The 21,491-nt window shown below is 65.5% G+C and carries 20 protein-coding genes and 1 tRNA gene; 14 read left to right on the top strand and 7 right to left on the bottom strand.

All coding sequences use genetic code 11. The features are described from left to right. The first annotated feature begins 79 nt into the window (after positions 1–79). From AC1DW9_RS16735 to AC1DW9_RS16745, 3 genes are read left to right on the top strand one after another with little or no spacing between them, the layout of a single operon-like run. Positions 80–676 carry a superoxide dismutase gene (locus tag AC1DW9_RS16735; protein ID WP_441505488.1) on the top strand — a complete coding sequence of 199 codons (597 nt, stop codon included), beginning with the start codon at positions 80–82 and terminating at the stop codon, positions 674–676. A 7-nt stretch (positions 677–683) separates the two neighbouring features. After that, positions 684–1,019, top strand: a complete 336-nt coding sequence (locus AC1DW9_RS16740; protein WP_441491895.1) for a tetratricopeptide repeat protein — start codon at positions 684–686, stop codon at positions 1,017–1,019. Next, a complete protein-coding gene (locus AC1DW9_RS16745) occupies positions 1,012–1,503 on the top strand; it encodes a DUF2165 family protein (protein WP_441491894.1) in 492 nt (163 codons plus the stop codon). The genes AC1DW9_RS16740 and AC1DW9_RS16745 overlap by 8 nt, the downstream gene beginning before the upstream one ends. Before the next feature lie 36 nt (positions 1,504–1,539). On the opposite strand, the gene AC1DW9_RS16750 is transcribed toward AC1DW9_RS16745, so the two are convergent. Together AC1DW9_RS16750 and AC1DW9_RS16755 are read right to left on the bottom strand one after the other, a co-directional pair. Continuing rightward, on the bottom strand, positions 1,540–2,574 hold the full coding sequence (locus AC1DW9_RS16750; protein WP_441491893.1) for an aldo/keto reductase: 1,035 nt from the start codon (positions 2,572–2,574) through the stop codon (positions 1,540–1,542). A 55-nt stretch (positions 2,575–2,629) separates the two neighbouring features. Further along, positions 2,630–3,811 carry an MFS transporter gene (locus AC1DW9_RS16755; protein WP_441505489.1) on the bottom strand — a complete coding sequence of 394 codons (1,182 nt, stop codon included), beginning with the start codon at positions 3,809–3,811 and terminating at the stop codon, positions 2,630–2,632. Between the two features lie 104 nt (positions 3,812–3,915). Between AC1DW9_RS16755 and AC1DW9_RS16760 the strand changes: the two genes are divergently transcribed. The 4 genes from AC1DW9_RS16760 to AC1DW9_RS16775 all read left to right on the top strand — a co-directional run bounded on the left by AC1DW9_RS16760 (position 3,916) and on the right by AC1DW9_RS16775 (position 7,275). Then, positions 3,916–4,821 carry a LysR family transcriptional regulator gene (locus AC1DW9_RS16760; protein ID WP_441505490.1) on the top strand — a complete coding sequence of 302 codons (906 nt, stop codon included), beginning with the start codon at positions 3,916–3,918 and terminating at the stop codon, positions 4,819–4,821. 48 nt (positions 4,822–4,869) lie between these two features. Further along, a complete protein-coding gene (locus AC1DW9_RS16765) occupies positions 4,870–5,220 on the top strand; it encodes an ArsC family reductase (RefSeq protein ID WP_441505491.1) in 351 nt (116 codons plus the stop codon). 98 nt (positions 5,221–5,318) lie between these two features. Continuing rightward, positions 5,319–6,443, top strand: a complete 1,125-nt coding sequence (tgt, locus tag AC1DW9_RS16770) for a tRNA guanosine(34) transglycosylase Tgt (RefSeq protein WP_441505492.1) — start codon at positions 5,319–5,321, stop codon at positions 6,441–6,443. Positions 6,444–6,477: 34 nt separating this feature from the next. After that, on the top strand, positions 6,478–7,275 hold the full coding sequence (locus tag AC1DW9_RS16775) for a hypothetical protein (protein WP_441505493.1): 798 nt from the start codon (positions 6,478–6,480) through the stop codon (positions 7,273–7,275). Here AC1DW9_RS16775 and AC1DW9_RS16780 read toward each other — a convergent pair. Next, complete coding sequence (locus AC1DW9_RS16780; RefSeq protein WP_441505494.1) at positions 7,180–8,178, bottom strand: DMT family transporter; 999 nt, start codon at positions 8,176–8,178, stop codon at positions 7,180–7,182. The two genes, AC1DW9_RS16775 and AC1DW9_RS16780, sit on opposite strands and share 96 nt — an antisense overlap. A gap of 167 nt (positions 8,179–8,345) precedes the next feature. Between AC1DW9_RS16780 and AC1DW9_RS16785 the strand changes: the two genes are divergently transcribed. Next, the gene (locus AC1DW9_RS16785) at positions 8,346–9,017 is read left to right on the top strand and encodes a hypothetical protein (RefSeq protein WP_441505495.1); all 672 of its coding nucleotides are present in this window, start codon (positions 8,346–8,348) and stop codon (positions 9,015–9,017) included. An 18-nt stretch (positions 9,018–9,035) separates the two neighbouring features. On the opposite strand, the gene eno is transcribed toward AC1DW9_RS16785, so the two are convergent. Beyond that, entirely contained in the window at positions 9,036–10,319 is a 1,284-nt protein-coding gene (gene eno / locus AC1DW9_RS16790; protein WP_476775422.1) for a phosphopyruvate hydratase, read from the bottom strand. A gap of 143 nt (positions 10,320–10,462) precedes the next feature. Here eno and queF point away from each other — a divergent pair, with 143 nt between their 5' ends. Further along, complete coding sequence (queF, locus tag AC1DW9_RS16795) at positions 10,463–10,918, top strand: preQ(1) synthase (protein ID WP_441505496.1); 456 nt, start codon at positions 10,463–10,465, stop codon at positions 10,916–10,918. A gap of 2 nt (positions 10,919–10,920) precedes the next feature. Here queF and AC1DW9_RS16800 read toward each other — a convergent pair whose 3' ends face one another. The 3 genes from AC1DW9_RS16800 to AC1DW9_RS16810 all read right to left on the bottom strand — a co-directional run bounded on the left by AC1DW9_RS16800 (position 10,921) and on the right by AC1DW9_RS16810 (position 14,488). After that, a complete protein-coding gene (locus tag AC1DW9_RS16800) occupies positions 10,921–12,123 on the bottom strand; it encodes an MFS transporter (protein ID WP_441505497.1) in 1,203 nt (400 codons plus the stop codon). A gap of 7 nt (positions 12,124–12,130) precedes the next feature. Then, positions 12,131–12,991, bottom strand: coding sequence for a 3-deoxy-8-phosphooctulonate synthase (gene kdsA, locus AC1DW9_RS16805; RefSeq protein ID WP_441505498.1), 861 nt, complete (start codon positions 12,989–12,991; stop codon positions 12,131–12,133). Positions 12,992–13,063: 72 nt separating this feature from the next. Further along, positions 13,064–14,488 (bottom strand): multicopper oxidase family protein, encoded by a 1,425-nt coding sequence (locus AC1DW9_RS16810; RefSeq protein ID WP_441505499.1) that lies wholly within the window; start codon positions 14,486–14,488, stop codon positions 13,064–13,066. Positions 14,489–14,715: 227 nt separating this feature from the next. Between AC1DW9_RS16810 and AC1DW9_RS16815 the strand changes: the two genes are divergently transcribed. The 5 genes from AC1DW9_RS16815 (at position 14,716) to lon (ending at position 21,446) form a co-directional block, all read left to right on the top strand. After that, a tRNA-Leu gene (locus AC1DW9_RS16815) sits at positions 14,716–14,800 on the top strand. Positions 14,801–14,891: 91 nt separating this feature from the next. Further along, positions 14,892–16,343 (top strand): trigger factor, encoded by a 1,452-nt coding sequence (tig, locus tag AC1DW9_RS16820; protein WP_441491881.1) that lies wholly within the window; start codon positions 14,892–14,894, stop codon positions 16,341–16,343. Positions 16,344–16,490: 147 nt separating this feature from the next. Next, a complete protein-coding gene (locus AC1DW9_RS16825; protein WP_441480223.1) occupies positions 16,491–17,117 on the top strand; it encodes an ATP-dependent Clp protease proteolytic subunit in 627 nt (208 codons plus the stop codon). Between the two features lie 339 nt (positions 17,118–17,456). Then, positions 17,457–18,725 carry an ATP-dependent Clp protease ATP-binding subunit ClpX gene (gene clpX / locus AC1DW9_RS16830; protein WP_441491880.1) on the top strand — a complete coding sequence of 423 codons (1,269 nt, stop codon included), beginning with the start codon at positions 17,457–17,459 and terminating at the stop codon, positions 18,723–18,725. A gap of 291 nt (positions 18,726–19,016) precedes the next feature. Then, the gene (gene lon, locus AC1DW9_RS16835) at positions 19,017–21,446 is read left to right on the top strand and encodes an endopeptidase La (RefSeq protein ID WP_069880649.1); all 2,430 of its coding nucleotides are present in this window, start codon (positions 19,017–19,019) and stop codon (positions 21,444–21,446) included. The last annotated feature ends 45 nt before the right edge of the window (positions 21,447–21,491 follow it).

Raw genomic sequence — 21,491 nt, forward strand, 5'->3', positions numbered from 1 at the left:
CAGGAGCGCCAATATTCCAAGTCAATACTTGTTTTATAGAGCTTGCAGCAACCCGCTGCAAGCTGCGCTGGAGATGACGATGCCCTTCACGGTTCCGAGCCTGCCTTACGCCCTCGATGCGTTGGCGCCCGTCATGTCGGCAGAGACGCTGGACCTGCATCACGGCAAGCACCATCAAGCTTACGTCACCAAGCTCACCGAGCTTGTTCCGGGCTCGGCCTTCGAAGGTTTGAGCCTTGAGGAGATCATTCGCGGCTCCTTCGAAAGACCGGGCGCAGAGGCGATCTTCAACAATGCCGGCCAGCACTGGAACCACAATTTCTTCTGGCCCTCGCTAAGGCCCGATGCCGGCGGCATGCCCGGCAGGCTGGAAGCCCGGCTGAAGGGCGACTTCGGAACGATCGATGCCTTCAAGGCCGAGTTCGTGAAGCAGGGCCTTGCCCAGTTCGGTTCCGGCTGGGTCTGGCTGGTGCAGACGCGGGAAGGGCGTCTTGCCGTCACCAAATCAGCCAACGCGATCAACCCGCTGGTCCATGACCAGACGCCGCTGCTCGGCTGCGATGTCTGGGAGCATTCCTATTATGTCGACTATCGCAACCGCCGTGCCGATTACCTCCAGGCCTTCGTCGATCATCTCGTCGACTGGGATGTGGTCGCGTCGCGCTTGCCGGCCTGAGCCGATGATGGGACTCGCTGAGCGGCTCTCGGCGCGGCTCGCGGCTGGCGCCGAGAGCCACATCCTCCGCTTCGCCCTTGGCGCCGCCTGCCTGAAGAGCGGCGACGGCCCGGCCGCGATCGTACACCTCGAGCGCGCGGTCGCGCTTGATCCTGATTATTCGGCGGCATGGGCGCTGCTTGGCCGCGCCCGGTTGCTGGCGGGGCGGACGGAAGCGGCGTGCACAGCGTGGCAGCGTGGAATTTCGGCGGCCGAGCGGCGAGGCGACATTCAGTCCGCCCGGCAGATGCAGGTCCTCCTCAAACGCGCTTCAAAACCTGCCGGAGACGTGGATCGTGCCTGATCTGCCCTCAGCGATCCTGCTGTTCAAGACGATGCTGGTCTGCGGTCTTTCGCTCTGGTCGGCGATCACGGTCCTGAACAATATTGGCGACTTCCGTGGGGCGGCCGGCGCCATTGCGCGAACATTGGCGATGACGCCACTCAGGGAGGAGCCCGCGATCCCGACGCCGCTGCTCCGGCGGGCGCTGCGCTGCGATCACTGGTCTGTTCTCGCGCTTGCCGCAATCCTCGCGATGCAGGCCCTTGCGACAGCGCTGCTCGGCCTTGGTGGGTTTGAGTTGATCCGTGCCTGCCTGACTGCCGCGGCTCCGGCGCGGGGCATCTGGTTCTCGACTGCGGGGCTGGGCGTGATGGCGCTGGTCTGGCTGTCGATGATGAGCGGCGGGCTCTGGTTTGGCTACTGGATCCGTCAGGGCGAACTTCAGCTGACGCAGATCGCCCTGCTCACCATGACCGTTGTGGCTGCGCTGGCAGTCAATGCCTGACGCCGCTCGGGCGTCAGGCTGGCTTGTCCTGCTGTCTCAGACGATGGGCGGGTTGAGCCGCGCAAACCCCGCCTGACGGCGATAGGGAAAATAGGGATAAGGCGCGGTCACGCTGCTTGCTGCATCCAGCCGTGCGATCTGCTCTGCAGTCAGCGACCAGCCGACCGCTCCGAGATTCTGCCGGAGCTGCTCCTCGTTGCGGGCGCCGATGATGACGCTCGACACGGTCGGGCGCTGAAGCAGCCAGTTGATCGCGATTTGCGGTACCGATCGGCCGGTCTCCTTGGCGACCTCGTCGAGCGCATCGACCACCGCATAGAGCCTGTGATCGTCGACCGGCGGACCGAACTCGGCGGTCTGGTGCAGGCGGCTTCCCTCCGGCAGCGGCTGGCCGCGGCGCAGCCTACCGGTGAGGCGGCCCCAGCCGAGCGGGCTCCAGACCAATGCGCCCACGCCCTGGTCGCGCCCGAGCGGCATCAGTTCCCATTCGTAGTCACGCCCGACCAGCGAGTAATAGACCTGATGCGCGACATAGCGCGGGTAGCCATGCCTCTCCGCGAGTGCGAGCGACTTCATCAGCTCCCAGCCGGCAAAGTTGGAGACGCCGACATAGCGGAGCTTGCCGGCGCGCACGAGGTCACTGAGCGTCGACAGGACCTCCTCGATCGGCGTATGGGCATCGAAGGCGTGGAGCTGCAACAGGTCGATATGCTCGGTGCCGAGCCGGCGGAGCGCATCTTCGACCGCCTTGATCAGGCGCGGGCGCGACGATCCGGCATCGTTTGGTCCATCGCCCATCGGAAGGCTGGTCTTGGTCGAGATCAGCACCTCGTTGCGGCGCCCCTTGATCGCCTCGCCCAGCACCTCCTCGGACGCTCCGTTGGAATAGACATCGGCGGTGTCGAACAGGGTGAGACCGGCCTCAAGGCAGATGTCGACCAGTCGCCGGGCTTCTCTGGCGTCGGTGGTGCCCCAGGCGCCGAAGAGCGGACCCTGGCCACCGAAGGTTCCGGCGCCGAAGCTGAGGGCGGGGACCTTGAGGCCGGATGCTCCGAGATTACGATAGTCCATGATGGCTCTCCTTGGTGGTGTGATGGAGCAGATAAGTCTGGTTGGATGAAATCGCTCAGCAGCCACTCAGGGCCGGTGCCGTGACCGCGGCTTTGCGATCGAGGCGCAGGCTCCAGAGGGCGACCACGAGGCCGCCGATCGGCATCAGCGCTGCGACGAGGGGGACGGCCGTCAGGCCGGGCCCATGGTCGATCACCGCGCCGCCCGCCCAGGCGCCGAGCGCATTGCCGAGATTGAAGGCGGCGATGTTGAGGCTGGAGGCGAGGCTCTGGCCAGCCCCGGAAGCCTTCTCCAGCACCCAGATCTGAAGGGGAGGGACGGTGGCGAAGCCGGCGGCGCCGAGCAGCCCGACGAAGATGGTGGCTGCGATGCCGTCGTGAATGGCGAAGGTCATCAGCCCGAGCACCAGCGCCAGGACGAGCATGCTGCCGATCACCGTCGGGACCAGGTAACGGTCGGCCAGCCGCCCGCCGATCAGGTTGCCGATGATCAACCCACCCCCGAAGACGAGCATGACCGGTGAGACCAGGCTATCGCCGAGCCCGGTCACCTTGGTCAGGATTGGCGCGATATAGGTGAAGACCGCGAAGACGCCGGCAAAGCCGAGGACAGTCGTCAGCAGGCCGAGCAGTAAGGGGCGTTGCGCCATCGCCTTCAAATCGGTGCGCCAGTCGCTCGCCTCCGGTGCCGCCTTATCCTTCGGCACGAAGGCCGCGATGATGGCGAGCGCGACGATGCCGACGAGCGTCACAGCCCAGAAGGTGGCGCGCCAGCCGAGCTGCTGCCCGAGCCAGGTGCCGAACGGCACACCGAGGATATTGGCGATCGTCAGGCCGGTGAACATGATCGCGATGGCAGAGGCCTTGCGCTCCTGCGGCACCAGGCCGGTGGCGACGACCGAGCCGACGCCAAAGAAGGTGCCATGCGCGAAGGCGGTGAGGATGCGCGCTGCCATCAGCAGTCCGTAGTCCGGAGCCAGAGCGCAGGCGGCGTTGCCGAGCGTGAAGATGACCATGAGGGCGAGCAGCACGGTTTTGCGCGGCCAGCGCGCGGTGAAGGCTGTCATCAGCGGCGCCCCCACGACGACGCCCAGCGCATAGCCGGAGATCAGCAGGCCGGCCGAAGCGATCGAGACGCCGAGATCGGCGCTGACCTCGATCAGGAGTCCCATGATGACGAATTCGGTGACGCCGATGCCGAAGGCGCCGGCGGTGAGAGCATAGAGTGCAATGGGCATGGTGGTTGTCCGCAAGACGGGAGGATGTCTCGCGGCAAGATGGCGCGCTGCAGCATCGTGCGTTAGACTGCCGCAAGGAATATCATTTGTGAGATGAATTCATCATGGCGCGTTTGGAGATCAACCGCTCCGGCGAGATGGAGGTCTTTGCCCGGGTCGTCGAGCTCGGCGGCTTCTCGGCGGCGGCCCGTGCCTTCCGGATGACGCCTTCGGCCGTCAGCAAGCTCGTCGCCCGGCTGGAGAGCCGCCTTGGCACGAGACTGGTCAACCGCTCGACGCGCAAGCTCCAGCTCACGCCCGAAGGCGGCATCTTTTATGAGCGCAGCATCCGTGTCCTGGCCGACCTGGACGAGGCGGAGCGTAGCGCCTCCTCCAGCGAGAGCCCGGCGGGCCGCATTCGCCTCAATACCAACGCCTCCTACGGCACGCATATTCTCGCGCCGGTCGTGCCGGAATTCCTGGCGCGCTACCCGGGCGTGACGCTCAACCTCGTGCAGACCGATGCCATCATCGACCTCATGGAAGAGCGTACCGATGTCGCGGTCAGGGCCGGTCCGCTGAAGAGCTCCAATCTCATCGCCCGCAAGCTCGGCGCGACCCGCATGACGATCGTCGCGGCGCCGATCTATCTGGAGCGGTTCGGCGAGCCGAAGAGTGTCGCGGAACTCGACGGCCATAACCGTATCGGCCTCTGCTACGCCCGCACCATAGAAGGCTGGCCGCTGCTCGATGGCGGTCAAGCCGTCACCGTCCCGATCGTCGGCAGCACGCAGACCAGCGATGGCGAGGCATTGCGGCATCTGGCTGTCGCGGGGGTGGGGCTCGCGCGGCTGGCGACCTTCACCGTGCGCGAGGATATTCGGGCCGGAAGACTGCGGCCGGTTCTGGAGGAGAGCAATCCGGGCGATCTCGAGGAGGTGCACGCCGTCTATCTCGGGCAGGGCGGACCTCTGCCGGCGCGTATCCGGGCGTTGCTCGATTTTCTGGGGGAGAAGGCGCGCGTCGGTTGAGCCTGGCCCAATCCCTGCCTAGACCAAGGCGTTCAGGCAGAGGGCGACATGGCGATCACGATTTACGGCATCAAGAACTGCGACACGATGAAGAAGGCCCGAACCTGGCTGGACGAGCACGGGGTCGCCTATCGCTTCCATGACTACAAGGCCGTTGGCGTGGCGCGCGCCAGTCTCGAGGCATGGTGCGCGGAACATGGCTGGGAAACGATCCTGAACCGCGCCGGCACCACGTTTCGGGCGTTGGCCGATACCGACAAGCAGGGGCTCGACACTGGCAAGGCAATTTCCTTGATGCTGGCGCAGCCCTCCCTGGTCAAGCGGCCGGTGCTCGACCTTGGCTCGCGGACATTGGTCGGTTTCAAGCCGGCGCTCTACGAGGCGGCCTTCCCGCGCTGATCCAGGACCATGGCCATGCCGGGCTCGGCCGTGCCGTCACGGTGGGCCGGCGTGCGCTGCACTTCCGTTGTCGCTGCGGCTGCGCTACCTCGCTGCGCATGACAACCGATTTCAGCTTCCATCTGCTCGGTCGGGACGGCGCTGCCCGTACCGGCGAGATCCGCATGCCACGCGGCGTAATCCGCACCCCGGCCTTCATGCCGGTCGGCACAGCCGCGACCGTGAAGGGAATGTATCCCGAGCAGGTCAAGGCGCTCGGCGCCGATGTGGTGCTCGGCAATACCTATCACCTGATGCTGCGCCCCGGCGCGGAGCGCATCGCGGGTCTTGGCGGCCTGCACAGTTTCATGAACTGGCAGCACCCGATCCTCACCGATTCCGGCGGGTTCCAGGTGATGTCGCTCTCCCAGCTTCGGAAGCTGACCGAGGAGGGCGTGACCTTCCAGTCGCATATCGACGGCTCGCGCCACATGCTCTCGCCCGAGCGCTCGGTCGAGATCCAGAACCTGCTCGGCTCCGACATCGTCATGCAGCTCGACGAATGCGTCTCGCTGCCATGCGAGGATATCGTCGCCGAGAAGGCGATGCGCCTGTCGCTGCGCTGGGCCGAACGCTGCAAGACGGCCTTCGGCAATCCCGCGGGCAGGGCGCTCTTCGGCATCGTCCAGGGCGGTTCCGTGCCGTCCCTGCGTGTCGAGAGTGCCAGGTCGCTCGTCGACATGGACCTCAAGGGCTATGCGATCGGCGGCCTTGCGGTCGGCGAGCCGCAGGACGTGATGCTCGCGATGATCGAGACGGTAGAGCCGCATCTGCCGCAGGAGCGCCCGCGCTACCTGATGGGCGTCGGCACTCCCGACGATATCGTCGAGTCGGTGAGCCGCGGCATCGACATGTTCGACTGCGTGATGCCGACCCGTGCCGGGCGCCATGGCCAGATCTTCACCCGCTTCGGCCGGATGAACCTGCGCAATGCCAAGCACGCCGACGATCCCCGGCCGATCGACGCGCAGTCGAGCTGCCAGGCTGCCAACGGCTATGCGCGCGCCTATCTGCACCATCTCGTCAAGGCCGACGAGATGCTCGGCAAGATGCTGCTGACCTGGGTCAATCTCGCCTACTATCAGGATCTGATGGCCGGGCTGCGCGCTGCGATCGCGGCCGGAACGCTGGTCGATTTCATCGCGGAGACCAAGGAAGGCTGGGCGAAGGGCGAGCCGGCATGATCGCGATTGCGACAGCCAAGTCCCGGCTGGAGCGATGATCGACCCCTGGCTCGGCATGCTGCTGCTCAAGATGGCGACCGCGGCAGCGATCGTCGTCGGTTGCTCGCTGCTGGCCGAGCGGACCGGTCCGCTCGTTGCGGCCCTGATCGCGACGCTGCCGATTTCGGCCGGGCCGGTCTATGTCTTTCTGGCGCTCGACCACGACCCGGCCTTCATCGCCGCCGGTGCGCTCGGCAGCATGGCTGCCAATCTCTCAAATGCCGGTCTGGCGCTGGTCTATGTCCTGCTCGCCCAGCGCCTCGGCATGGTGGCGAGCCTCGTGACGGGGCTGGCGACGTGGTTCACGATTGCCATCGTGCTGCGGCAGCTCACGCCGCCGGTCATGGTTATGGCTGCACTGACTGTGGCGGTCTTTGCCGGCCTTCACATGCTCTTCAGGCCGTATCTGGCGGCGCGGCCGGCGGCGCCTCCCGGGCGGCCCTGGTACGCGATCCCGCTGCGCGCCGCTTGCGTCGCCGGGCTGGCGGGGACGGTGACGACCATCAGCGCACGCGTCGGCCCGGGTTGGTCCGGCGTGCTGGCGGCTTTTCCCATCGTTCTGTCGAGCCTCATCGCGATGCTACAGCCGCGCATTGGTGGCCCCGCGACGGCGGCCGTCATCGCCAACTGCGCGCTCGGCCTTCTCGGATTCGGCCTTGCGCTTGGCCTTGTTCACCTGACGGCGGTGCCGCTCGGCTCATGGCCGGCGCTCGGCCTCGGGCTTCTGCTTTGCGTCGGCTGGAATCTGGGCCTGATGACTATTGCCCGTCGCACGCGTCGGGCGGCGCCATGACGCGATGAATAGGCCGCCAATGATCAGGATGAAGCCCACCACCTGAAGCGGGCCCGGGATCTCGCCCAGGATCGGGATGGCGAGCAGGGTGCCCGTCACCGGGATCAAAGGGGGAAAACGCCCGACGACGGAGGCGCCGAGCACATGTGCCGCCCAGCCCCAGATCCACAGGCCGATGATGACGTTGAGCACGCCCTGGTTGAGCGCATGCGCGACGAGCACCCACCACGGCGCGACATCGAAGCCGCGGAAATAGAACAGGAAGTAGAACGGCAGATAGGCCATCGACAGGACCGAGACGATCGCCGCCGCCTTTAGCCCGTTCACCTTCCAGAGCTGGATCAGCAGCGGGTAGAAGCCCCAGAGCAGCCCGACGCCGAGAAAGCAGAGATCGCCGCGCAAGGTGCCGGCCGTCGAAGCGGTGCTGCCGGCTATGCCGAGGCAGGCCAGGCCTGCGAGAACTCCGATGACGCCGATGATCAGGTTCCGCGTCAGCATGGCGCCAAACAGCACGACACTTCCTGCGATGCCGATCAGCGTCACCGTTCCAGGGCCGATGGTGGCGCCATGAGCCGCCGGGGCTAGCGTCAGCCCGGTCAGCATCAGATAGGTCATCGGAAAGCCGCTGGTGATCGCGAGCCAGATTCCGCGCCGCCAGGTCACGCCGCCGCATGTCGCCAAGCCCCCATCCCTGAGGAAGATTGGCAACAGCAGAAGACCAGCGGTCGTGAAGCGCAGGGCTAGCAGATCGTGCTGGCTCAGTCCGTTGAGCACGGCGTGGCGGCTGATCACGAAGTTCGAGCCGAAGATCAGCACGCTGCACAGCATGCCGATGACGGCGAGACGCCAGCGCAGCCGTACTGCCTTTTGATCCATCAGCGAAGCGTCGGCGATCTTGTCCATGCTTCGATTAATCCCGCATCGCACAATCGCGATATGCCCGATGCTGCATGGCGCGCCCGCACCCGTCGCGGGATGGGAAATCTGTCGAGGGCCGCAATTGCTCCCCGGCTGCGCCATTTTGTCGCCGTGTCCGGCCTCTTCTCTCGAGGCGACCAAGGGATGAACTCATGAACGACGATACGACGAAGATGGCGATCGGCCGGGTTCTGCGCAGCTTCGGCGGCCAGGTCGCGGTTTCGGTCACGGCCTCCGTGGCTGCCGCCGGAGTTCTGGCCTTTCTTCAGATCCAGTCCGGAGCTGCCCATCGCGCGACCATGGCTGAGCAGATCGTCCGGGCGTCGCAGCCTGATGCCGAGCTTGCAAATGCCTCGGAAGCGCCCGTGAGCAAGTTCCTGGAGCGGCATCGCGATCAGATGAGCGCCGGCAATGCGGAGTCCGTCTCGCCCACCAGGGCCTTGGCTGTGCCGGCGACGTTGCTGATGCCGATGGCGACAGCCTGGGCGCTGCCAGCCGGCACGACACCCGCCTTGGCTCGCTTTGAACCGCAACGTAGCAGCGCGCCCGTCACTGCGGCGGCGCACACGGTCCCGCGCGAGCGGAGCAAGCCAAGCGTCGCGGCAGCGCAGCCTTTGCCGATTTCGCCACCGCTGCAACTGGCGGCCTCCGCGGGGGACGCCACGACGGCCGTCGCTTCAACGCGCGGGCCAAGCCTGCTGGGACTGGAACTGCCAGACGGCGTTACGCGGGCCGGCCGCGCGCTGGGCGGCCTCGCCGATCGGGTCGGTGCCGCCGGGACCTGGACGGTCTCGACGGCAAGCCAGCTCCTGCCGAGTTGGTGAGAGCAGGCGCCTTCAGCTTCAGGCCAGCGCCTTCAGCGCCGAGCGGCCGGCATAGATCGCCTGGGCGCCGAGTTCTTCCTCGATGCGCAGCAGCTGGTTGTACTTCGCGGTACGGTCGGAGCGGGCAAGCGAGCCCGTCTTGATCTGCCCGCAATTGGTGGCGACAGCGAGATCGGCGATCGTTGCGTCCTCGGTCTCGCCCGAGCGGTGCGACATCACCGCGGTGTAGCCGGCGCGCTGCGCCATCTCGACGGCGGCAAGCGTCTCGGTCAGCGAGCCGATCTGGTTGACCTTCACCAGGATCGAGTTCGCGGTCTTGCTCTTGATGCCCTGCGACAAGCGGGTGACGTTGGTGACGAAGAGATCGTCGCCCACGAGCTGGCACTTGCTGCCGACGAGATCGGTCAGAGCCTTCCAGCCCTCCCAGTCATCCTCGGCCATGCCGTCCTCGATCGAGACGATCGGGTAGTTGCCGACGAGCTTGGCGAGGTATTTGGCCTGCGCCTTCGGATCGCGGGTTTTGCGTTCGCCTTCATAGACGTAGGAGCCGTCCTTGAAGAACTCCGTCGCGGCGCAGTCGAGTGCCAGCGCGATGTCTTCGCCCGGCCGGTAGCCGGCCTTCTCGACCGCCTGCATGACGAAATCGAGCGCAGCCTCGGCCGATTTCAGGTTCGGCGCGAAGCCGCCCTCGTCGCCGACRTTGGTGTTGTGGCCGGCGTCGTGCAGAGCCTTCTTCAGCGTGTGGAAGACCTCGGCGCCCATGCGCAGGGCTTCCGCGCAGGAAGGCGCGCCGACCGGCATGATCATGAATTCCTGGAAGTCGATCGGGTTGTCGGCATGGGCGCCGCCATTGACGATGTTCATCATCGGCACGGGCAGGACGCGGGCGGAGGTGCCGCCGACATAGCGATAGAGCGGCAGGCCCGAGCATTCGGCTGCGGCCTTGGCGACGGCGAGCGAGACGCCGAGRATSGCGTTGGCGCCGAGCTTCTTCTTGTTCGGCGTTCCGTCGAGATCAATCATGGTCTGGTCGATCGCGGCCTGGTCCTCGGCATCCATGGCGACGAGGGCTTCGGCGATCGTGGTGTTGACGATTTCGACGGCCTTCAGCACGCCCTTGCCGAGATAGCGGCTCTTGTCGCCGTCACGCAGCTCTACGGCTTCATGCGCGCCCGTCGAGGCGCCGGAGGGGACCGCGGCGCGGCCCATCGAGCCATCCTCGAGCACGACGTCGACCTCGACGGTCGGATTGCCACGGCTGTCGAGGATCTGGCGGCCGATGATGTCGATGATCGCGGTCATGGGAGGCTCCGGTGCGAGGCGAAACGGAAGGATGCCGCGCTTCTAGCCAAGCGCAGGCGTAACGGAAAGAGGCGTCGCGGCGATTGGCCGGTGGCGCGGGCGCGCCCGAGGCTCTAGAAGGCCGCCTTCAAGGAGCCATGACCATGACGATCGACGCCTCGACCCTGCAACTGGGCCATGCCAGTGCACTGCCGCAATCTCCCGAGGAGGCCCGCCTCGACCGTGTGCCCAATCCGCATGCCGGCACGAATTATCTCGCGCGCTTCACATGCCCGGAATTCACCTCGATCTGCCCGGTGACCGGCCAACCCGATTTCGGCATCCTGGTCATCGATTATCTGCCCGGCCAATGGCTGGTCGAATCGAAGTCGCTGAAGCTCTATCTCGGGTCGTTCCGCAACCACGGAGCCTTCCACGAGGATTGCACCGTCAATATCGGCAAAACACTGGTCGAGCTGCTCGAGCCGGAATGGTTCCGCATCGGCGGCTATTGGTACCCGCGCGGCGGCATCCCGATCGATGTGTTCTGGCAGACCGGCGAGCCGCCGAAGGGGCTCTGGCTGCCCGATCAGGGCGTCGCTCCTTACCGCGGCCGCTGAGTTCAGGTCCGCGAGCCTGCCAGCGGCAGGATGCGCGGCGTCACGATGCCAAGCAGGCCGATCCCTGCCGCAAAGAGCAGGATCGCGCCTGTCGTGCCGAGCAGATGCAGCGCGATGCCCATGGCGACGGGGCCGATCGCATGGCCAAGGAACAGCGCGCAGGCGAAGAGCGAGACGGCCGAGCCGCGCGCTGTCGGAGCGAGCTCGGTCGCCTGAGCCTGGAAGGTGCCGTGCATCAGGAAGAAGCCGAACCCGTTCAGGGTGAACAGGCCAACCGCGCTCCACCAGGGTAAGAAGGGCAGCGAGAACAGCACATAGCCCGTCGCCATCAGGAGCCCGCCGGTGACCGTCATGCGGGCCGGTCCGAGGCGCTCGACCAGGATGCGGGTCAGGATCCCGTAGATGATGCCGCCAAGCCCGGTTCCGGCGATCACCAGCCCGGCCAGCGAGGGGCCGATCCCTGAGCGCTCCTGCAGGATCGCCGCGACATAGGGCGGCATGCCGAAGATCAGGCTGCCCTCGGTGATGACGATCGCATAGAGCAGCTTGCTGCGCGGGTTGGCGAAGACGGATCTGTAATTCGCCAGCGCGCCCGCAAAGCTGAGCGGCAGCCGTGCCGCGTCCGGGCGCGGCTTCAGCACGACGATGACCAGAAGCGCTGCAGCCGCCGCCATGGCAGCGGCCATCACGAAGACACTGCGCCAGCCGAAATGCTCCGCGATGACGCCCGAGCAGGCGGCCCCGGCCATTTGCCCGACGATCATCAGGACAAGGAAGCGTCCGAGCAGTACCTGCCGCTCGGCCATTGGCGCGCGGTCGCCGATCGCGGCCATGGCGATGGGGATGACGCCGCCGGCAACGATGCCCGTACTCGCCCGGATCACCGTCAGTACGTCGAAGGACAGGGAGAAGGCGGCAGCCATCGAGAGCAGGGCAAGCAAGCCGAGGCAGACACTGATCGTCCGCAGCTTGCCGACCGAATCCGCGATCGGGCCCAGGAAGGGCTGACCGACCGCGTAGGCAAAGGAGAACGCAGTTGCCATGGCGGCGATCTGCGCAATCGTCCGGCCGAACTCAGCTGCCAGTGTCGGCACCAGCGGATCGAGGATCCGCATGGTGAAGGTCGATGCGAAGCCGCAGGCCCCGAGGACCAGGATCAGCGGGCGCAGCGAGGCGGGCTTGGTTGCGGTAACGGGCTTGTCCATACGCGCCTTAAACCGGCGCGCGCCTCGCCTTGGCAAGCCGATCAAAGCCTTGCAGCTCTGCGATCAGCGCAGGGAAGTCCGCGAGCGGCACCATGTTGGGGCCGTCCGACGGCGCATTGTCGGGGTCGGGATGGGTCTCGATGAAGAGGCCGGCGACGCCGACCGCGACCGCGGCCCGCGACAGCACGGGCACGAATTCGCGCTGACCGCCTGTGGAGGCGCCCTTGCCGCCCGGCTGCTGGACGGAATGCGTTGCGTCGAAGATCACCGGTGCCCCGATGCCGTCGGCCATGATCGGCAGCGACCGCATGTCGGTGACAAGCGTGTTGTAGCCGAAGGACGCTCCGCGCTCGGTGACCATGACATTCGGATTGCCACTCTCGGTGATCTTGGCCGCGACGTTGACCATGTCCCAGGGGGCCAGGAACTGGCCCTTCTTGACGTTGACGACGCGCCCGGTCTGTGCGGCTGCAACCAGCAGATCGGTCTGACGGCACAGGAAGGCAGGAATCTGCAGGACGTCGACGACCTCGGCCACGGCGGCGCATTGCCCGGCCTCGTGCACATCGGTCAGGACCGGCAGGCCGGTGCGTTCGCGGATCTCGGCGAAGACGGGCAGGGCGGCCTCGAGGCCCATGCCGCGCTGCCCCTTGACGCTGGTCCGGTTCGCCTTGTCGAAGGAGGTCTTGAAGACCAGTCCGATCTCAAGTCTTGCCGCTATCTCCTTGAGCGCAAGCGCGATTTCTAGCGCGTGCTCGCGGCTTTCCATCTGACAGGGGCCGGCGATCAGGGCAAGCGGCAGGGCGTTGCCGAAGCGGACCGGCCTCGCGAGGTCGGCGCCGATCGTGACGATGGCGTTGGCGGACATGGCGGCTCCAATGCGGTTGCTGGTGGCGGGCTTAGGTCGCTCGTCCGGCTGAGGTCAAGCCGGGGCCGCAGCTCAGGTCACCTCGAACCAGGTCCAGAGACCGAGATCGAAGCGCTCCAGCACGGTCGACGAAATCAGCCAGCGGCCAGGATTGTCGGCGATGAAGGCGATGTGCAGCCGCCGCCCTTCGGGGATCTGGACGGTATCGAGGAAATAGGGCTCCCAGCCGTCGTCGAGCGGATGCAGCAGGCGAAAACTATGGCCGTGGACATGGAACGGCTGCAGGAAAGCAGTGCGATTATCGATCGCGATCACCACCGGCGCGCCGCGCCTGACGCTGAAGAGGGGCTTGGCATCAGGCGTGCCGACTGCACCGTTAATCGCCCAGGGCCGGGCGAGATCGAGGCCGGAGAGGTCCAGTTTGCTGTCGGCGGTGACCTTGGCTCCGCCGGTCACGACGACTTCGCTACGCTTGGCGTCCTGCAGTCGCACGGCGAGCGGCAAGGCCGGATTCGGCTTGAGCGCAGCGACCTCGCCTGCCGCCGCCTGCCTTGCTCCCTCCGCGACGAAGCGCAGCAGAGGAACGCCCGAGCCGGTCAGCGCCGTGACCATTGCTGTGGCCCCCGCTTCGTCCGGCATGTCGAAGACGAGATCGTAGCGCGTGCCGGGGGCGAAGGGCAGCTGAGCGCGCACGGGTTCGAAATTATCGGTCGGCTGGCTGTCGACGGCCATGACGAAGGGCTTGATGCCGTCGAAACGCAGCCGCGTGATCCGGGCATTGCAGGCATTGGCGAGGCGCAACCGAACGCGTGCCCCCGGGAGCACCGCGATGCGCTGCGGCGGCGCCTTGCCATTGACGGTGATCCAGTTACCGAGCCGGCCGGCGGCGGCTCCTTCGGGCCCCTTCGCGTCAAAGGCCTGGATCGATTGGTCGTCGCCCAGCAGCCAGTCGGTCACCACCACCGGCAGGTCGAGATCGACGCGTGGCGGCTCAGTCTCCTCAACGATGAGCAGGCCGGCCAGGCCGCGTCCTGCCGGCTCGGACGAGGCGCCGACGAGGAGAGGGCGATACAGGAAGAAGCCCGAATCGGGCGGCGTCAGCCGGTATTCGAAGCTGGCTCCCGGCGCGATCGGCTGCTGGCTGAAGCCTCCGACGCCATCCATCTCGGACGATCCGCGCAGGCCATGCCAATGCAGGCTCAGCGGTCTCGTCGTTCGGTTCTCCAGCCGGAGCCGCAGCGTCTGTCCCAGCTTGATCCGCAATACGGGCCCAGGCGTTTCACCGTCGACGGCCCAGACTTCGCTCTCCGGGGCCGGAGGCGGCCGCAGGCGTGTCTTCGCCGGGCCGGCAACGAGGTTCCGGTTCGGCAGCGCGGCTGAATCGGCGTTCTCCGTCCGGGACTTCACTGGGGTGGTGGCCGGCAAGGATTGTGCGCCCGCCTCGCCCAGGACTGCACAGGCGCCCAGTCCCGCCAGCACGATGCGCCGTGTCGGCATGGTCGCCTGGCAACTGTGAGAAGGAGGACGGCGAGCGCTTCTGTCGGTCATGGCAAGCGGCATAATCCGTGGCGCGCGATCTGGCGAGAGGCCGGTATGGCGCCCCTGATTCAACGGCTTCGCAGAACCGTCGCATTTTTTTGCTGCATGCCGCGCCTGAAATGCGTATAGCACCGCGGCCCAACGATGGCGGCGCTGCGTTTGCTCGCGCGCAGCGCATCGGGTCGGCGGGCGTGGCGGAATTGGTAGACGCACTGGATTTAGGTTCCAGCGGCGAAAGTCGTGGGGGTTCGAGTCCCTCCGCCCGCACCAGACTTGGCCGGATTTCTCAAGCGCGGCGGCGGGCAACCCGACGGCGCGCGTTTGGATTTTTGAATTAACGAGCAGTTGGCGGAACGAAACAATGAACGTGACCGAAACCCTGTCCCAGGGCCTCAAGCGCGAATTCCAGGTGGTGCTGAACGCTGCCGACCTCAAGACCAGGCTCGATGATGGCCTGCAGGGCCTGCAGGGCAAGGCGCGTATCAACGGTTTCCGCCCCGGCAAGGTACCGGTCGCGCATCTGCGCCGGCTCTATGGCCGTTCGGTCATGGCCGATGTGCTGCAGAATGCAGTCAACGAGGCCAACCAGAAGATCGTCGCGGATAACGGCCTGAAGCTCGCTTTCGAGCCGCAGATCCGGTTCCCGGAGAACAAGGACGAGATCGAGGCCGCGATGGAGGCCAAGGGCGACCTCGCCTTCACGGTCGCGCTCGAGGTCCTGCCGAAGATCGAACTCGCCGACATCTCCGACGTTTCCCTGGTCAAGCCGGTGGCGGAAGTGCCTGAGAGCGAAGTCGATGCCGCGCTCGAGCGCATGGCGTCGCAGAACCGCAGCTTCACCTCGAAGGGTGCGAAGGCCAAGGCCGAGAAGGGCGATCGCCTGATGATCTCCTTCGTCGGCACGCTCGAGGGCGAACCCTTCGACGGCGGCACCGGCGAGGGCATTCCGCTCGATCTCGGCGCGGGGCAGTTCATCCCGGGCTTCGAGGATCAGCTCGAGGGCGCCAAGACCGGCGAGAAGCGCACCGTCAAGGTGACGTTCCCGGAGAACTACACCGCGACCCACCTTGCCGGTAAGCCGGCCGAGTTCGAGGTCACCGTCGACGACGTGCAGGGTCCCGACGCCCTCAAGATCGACGACGAGCTCGCCAAGGGCTTCGGCATGGAGTCGCTCGATGCGCTCAAGAGCGCCGTTCGCGAGCAGATCGGCCGTGATTTCGGCGCCCAGTCGCGCCGCAAGATCAAGAAGAGCCTGCTCGACGCGCTTGATGGCAAGTACACGTTCGAGCTGCCGCCGACCCTGGTCGAGCAGGAGTTCGCTGCCGTCTGGAGCCAGGTCGAGGCCGACATGAAGGACGCGAAGAAGACCTTCGCGGACGAGAACACCACAGAGGACGAGGCTCGCGCCGAGTACCGCCGGATCGCCGAGCGCCGGGTGCGCCTGGGCCTCGTGCTTGCCGAAATCGGTGAGCAGGCCAAGGTTCAGATCTCGGATGACGAGGTCACCCAGGCCCTGGTCGAGCGAGTCCGTCAATTCCCCGGCCAGGAGAAGCAGGTCTGGGAGTTCTACCAGAAGAACCCGCAGGCTCTCGCGGAGATCCGCGCCCCGATCTTCGAGGAGAAGGTCGTCGACCATCTGCTCAGTCAGGTGAAGGTCGAGGACCAGACGGTCAGCCGCGAGGCGCTCTACGCCGATGAGGACGCCACCGAGGAGGCCGGTGAGGCCAAGCCGAAGAAGGCAGCCGCCAAGAAGGCCAAGAAGTCCGAGGCCAAGGCGGACGACGCTGCCAAGGCCGACGACGCTTCGGCCTGAGACTTTCGGAAACCTTGATTCAAGATTGGCGCCGCCCGGCAATGGCCAGGGCGGCGCTTCCCTTTTCAGCCACGATCTGCGTGCTTATGTGGATGGTATTCACGAAATCCGCTGATTCCCGGCGACCGCGACCCCAAGGACAGACCCATGCTGCGCGATCCGATCGAGACCTACAACAATCTCGTCCCGATGGTGGTCGAGCAGTCGAGCCGCGGTGAGCGCGCCTTCGACATCTACTCGCGCCTGCTGCGGGAACGCATCATCTTCCTGACCGGCCCGGTCGAGGATTTCTCCGCCTCGCTGATCGTGGCGCAGCTGCTGTTTCTCGAGGCCGAGAATCCGAAGAAGGAAATTTCCTTCTACATCAACTCGCCGGGCGGCGTGGTCACGTCGGGCCTGTCGATCTATGATACGATGCAATTCATCCGCTGCCCGGTCACGACATTGTGCGTCGGGCAGGCGGCCTCGATGGGCTCGCTGTTGCTGACCGCGGGCGCCAAGGACATGCGCTTCGCGCTGCCGAATGCGCGCATCATGGTGCACCAGCCCTCCGGCGGCTTTCAGGGCCAGGTCACCGATATCCTGATCCACGCGCGCGAGGTCGAGAACCTCAAGCGCCGGCTGAATGAGATCTATGTCAGGCATACCGGCCGCAACTACGACGAGGTCGAGGCTGCGCTCGAGCGCGACAACTTCATGACCGCCGAGGCGGCCCGTGATTTCGGCCTGATCGACAAGGTCATTGATCGGCGTCCGGAAGACGCCGCGGCCTGATCGGGCCGGAATGGAGAACCGGGCAGGGGCCGAAACACGCCTTGGGCGTTTCGGCCCCCGTCTGGTGTCGGCTGCGACGAGCCGCCCCGCTATCTGTGGGTTGGCTTGATCAGCCGGGCGTCCCATATTGATTTGGAAAGCGGCCCCATGCTTGCATGGGGACTCGGGTGAGCGGACAGGCGCAGCTGGTGTCCGGTTTTGGGTCAGGTTTTCAGGTCGGATGTCTCGACCTGACGCGTTAACCTAATAATCGCGAACTGAGCGGCCTATTATGACGGAGAGACGACGCCCGCATCCGCTTCGGCTGGTGTGGACCGACTCCGGAAATGGAGATGAACGATGAGTAAGGTCAGCAGCGGCGATTCGAAGAGCACGCTCTACTGCTCCTTCTGCGGCAAGAGCCAGCACGAGGTTCGCAAGCTGATTGCGGGACCGACCGTGTTCATCTGCGACGAGTGCGTCGAGCTCTGCATGGACATCATCCGCGAGGAATCCAAATCCGCGCTGGTGAAGTCGAAGGACGGCGTCCCGACCCCGCGCGAGATCCGCAAGGTGCTGGATGACTATGTCATCGGCCAGGACCACGCCAAGAAGGTGCTCTCGGTCGCGGTTCACAACCACTACAAGCGGCTTTCGCACGCGACGAAGCACAACGACGTCGAGCTGGCGAAGTCGAACATCCTGCTGATCGGGCCGACCGGTTCGGGCAAGACGCTGCTCGCGCAGACTCTCGCCCGCATCCTTGATGTGCCCTTCACGATGGCGGATGCGACGACGCTGACCGAGGCGGGCTATGTCGGCGAGGATGTCGAGAACATCATCCTGAAGCTGCTCCAGGCCTCCGACTACAATGTCGAGCGGGCACAGCGCGGCATCGTCTATATCGACGAGATCGACAAGATCAGCCGCAAGTCAGACAATCCCTCGATCACCCGCGACGTCTCGGGCGAGGGCGTCCAGCAGGCGCTGCTCAAGATCATGGAAGGCACGGTCGCCTCCGTGCCGCCGCAGGGCGGGCGCAAGCATCCCCAGCAGGAATTCCTGCAGGTCGACACCACCAACATCCTGTTCATCTGCGGCGGTGCCTTCGCCGGGCTGGACAAGATCATCTCCAGCCGTGGCAAGGGCACCTCGATCGGCTTCGGCGCGATTGTGAAGGCTCCGGACGACCGCCGTACCGGCGCGATCTTCCGTGAGGTCGAGCCCGAGGATCTGCTGAAATTTGGCCTGATCCCGGAATTCGTCGGCCGTCTGCCGGTTCTGGCGACGCTCGAGGATCTCGACGAGGCGGCGCTGAAGACGATCCTGACCGAACCGAAGAACGCGCTGGTGAAGCAGTATCAGCGCCTCTTCGAGATGGAGGATACCGAGCTCACCTTCACCGATGAGGCCGTCAGCCTGATCGCGCGCAAGGCGATCGAGCGCAAGACCGGTGCACGCGGCCTGCGTTCGATCATGGAGAGCATCCTGCTCGAGACCATGTACGAACTGCCAGGGCTGGAAGGCGTCGAGCAGGTCGTGATCGGGCCGGAGGCTGTCGAGAACAAGTCGCGTCCGCTCTTCATCTATGCGGAACGCGAGGAAGAAACGAAGTCGGCCTCGGCCTGAGCTCCGCTGAATTTGGCCATTTCGGGAACGCGCGCCTGTTGGCGCGCGTTTTGCGTTCGAGAGGCGGTTGCCTTGCCGGAACGCTCCTTGCGACAAAGCAACGTTGGAAGACGTCTTCGGCTTGCTTGAAAGCCGGCACAGAAGCCTCCACTTTAGGTGCACCTGCGAGAGTCGCGCGCCTTCTAAGGGCGGGGCCCGCGGGGGCGGTCAGGCGAATGGTCGTCTTGCCGCTTACGTCCGATCGTTCCGCCCATCAGGGGGTTCGCCGGGCGCAACTGCAAAGGATAAGTCATGACTGGCTCGGCGCCCCGCGCTCCTTTCGTTCCCGGCGAGACCGGCACCTATCCGGTTCTCCCCCTGCGCGACATCGTCGTTTTCCCGCATATGATCGTCCCGCTCTTCGTCGGGCGCGAGAAGTCCATTCGCGCCCTTGAGGAAGTGGTCAAGACCGACGGCCTGATCCTGCTTGCGACGCAGAAGAACGCCGGCGATGACGATCCGGCGACCAAGGACATTTATGAGATCGGCACGCTTGCCCGCGTGCTTCAGTTGCTGAAGCTGCCCGACTCCACCGTCAAGGTGTTGGTCGAGGGCGTCGGCCGCGCCAAGGCGACGTCCTATGTCGCCGAGGAAGCCTTCTATCAGGCTGATGCGATCGGGCTCTCCGAGGAAGAAGGCAAGAAGGTCGAGGTCGAGGCGCTCGGCCGCTCTGTCGTCAGCGAGTTCGAGAGCTATGTGAAGCTCAACAAGAAGATCTCGCCCGAGATCGTCGCCGCCGTCTCGCAGATCGACGAGCCCTCCAAGCTTGCCGACACGGTTGCCTCGCACCTGGCCGTCAAGATCGCCGACCGTCAGGCCGTGCTCGAGATCGTCAATGTTGCGCACCGGCTGGAGAAGGTGCTCTCGCTGATGGAAAGCGAGATGTCGGTTCTGCAGGTCGAGAAGCGCATCCGCTCGCGCGTCAAGCGCCAGATGGAGAAGACCCAGCGCGAGTACTATCTCAACGAGCAGATGAAGGCGATCCAGAAGGAGCTTGGCGACGGCGAGGAAGGCCGCGACGAGCTGGCCGAACTGGAAGAGCGCATCGTCAACACCAAGCTCTCCAAGGAAGCCCGCGACAAGGCGATGGCGGAGATGAAGAAGCTTCGCCAGATGTCGCCGATGTCGGCCGAGGCGACGGTGGTCCGCAACTATCTCGACTGGATGCTCGGCATTCCGTGGGGCAAGAAGTCGAAGATCAAGAAGGACCTCGCCGTCGCCCAGCAGGTGCTCGACGACGATCACTACGGTCTCGACAAGGTCAAGGACCGCATCGTCGAATATCTCGCCGTGCAGCAGCGCGCCAACCGGCTCGCCGGCCCGATCCTGTGCCTCGTCGGCCCTCCGGGTGTCGGCAAGACCTCGCTCGGCAAGTCGATCGCCAAGGCGACCGGCCGCGAGTTCGTGCGCATGTCGCTCGGCGGCGTGCGTGACGAGGCCGAGATCCGTGGCCACCGGCGCACCTATATCGGTTCGATGCCCGGCAAGATCATCCAGTCGATGAAGAAGGCGAAGACCGCCAATCCGCTCATCCTGCTCGATGAGATCGACAAGATGGGTCAGGACTTCCGTGGCGATCCCTCGGCGGCCCTGCTCGAGGTGCTTGATCCCGAGCAGAACGCCGCCTTCAACGACCACTATCTGGAGGTCGACTACGACCTCTCGAACGTCATGTTTGTGACCACGGCCAACACGCTGAACATTCCGCCGGCCCTTCTGGACCGCATGGAGGTGATCCGCATCGCTGGCTACACCGAGGAAGAAAAGGTCGAGATCTCTCGTCGTCACCTGATCCCGGAGACGATCAAGAAGCACGGCCTTGAATCCAAGGAATGGTCGATCGATGACGAGGCCCTGATGACGCTGATCCGGCGCTATACGCGCGAGGCCGGCGTCCGCAACCTCGAGCGCGAGCTTTCCAACACCGTGCGCAAGGCGGTGAAGGACATCATCCTGACCAAGAAGAAGAAGGTCGCGATCACCCCGACCGTGCTCGAGGACTATCTCGGCCCGCCGCGTTACCGCTATGGCGAAGCCGAGACCGAGGATCAGGTTGGTGTCGTCACGGGTCTTGCCTGGACGGAGGTCGGCGGCGAACTGCTGACGATCGAAGGCGTCATGATGCCCGGTCGGGGCAAGATGACCGTCACAGGCAATCTGCGGGACGTGATGAAGGAATCGATCTCGGCAGCGGCATCCTATGTCCGCTCGCGCGCCATCGATTTCGGTATCGAGCCGCCACTCTTCGAGCGGCGCGACATCCACGTCCACGTTCCCGAGGGGGCGACCCCGAAGGACGGTCCGTCGGCCGGTATCGCCATGGCGACTGCGATCGTCTCGGTGCTGACCGGCATTCCGACCCGTCGTGATCTTGCCATGACCGGCGAAGTCACGCTGCGGGGCAGGGTGCTGCCGATCGGCGGCCTCAAGGAGAAGCTCCTGGCTGCGCTGAGAGGCGGCATCAAGAAGGTGCTGATCCCCGAGGACAACGCCAAGGATCTGATCGACCTGCCGAAGTCGGTGAAGAGCGGCCTGGAGATCGTGCCGGTCGCACGCATGGAGCAGGTGCTCCAGCACGCGCTGATTCGCCAGCCGGTGCCGATCGTCTGGGAGGAGGACCTCTCGGCGGTTCGCCCCAAGGCGGCCGAGGATGACGCTTCGGGCGGACTCGTCGCCCACTGACGCGGTCATCCCGCACGACACACGAGTGACCAGAAGGCCGGCAGC

Source organism: Allobosea sp. P4_E12 (assembly GCF_056401655.1).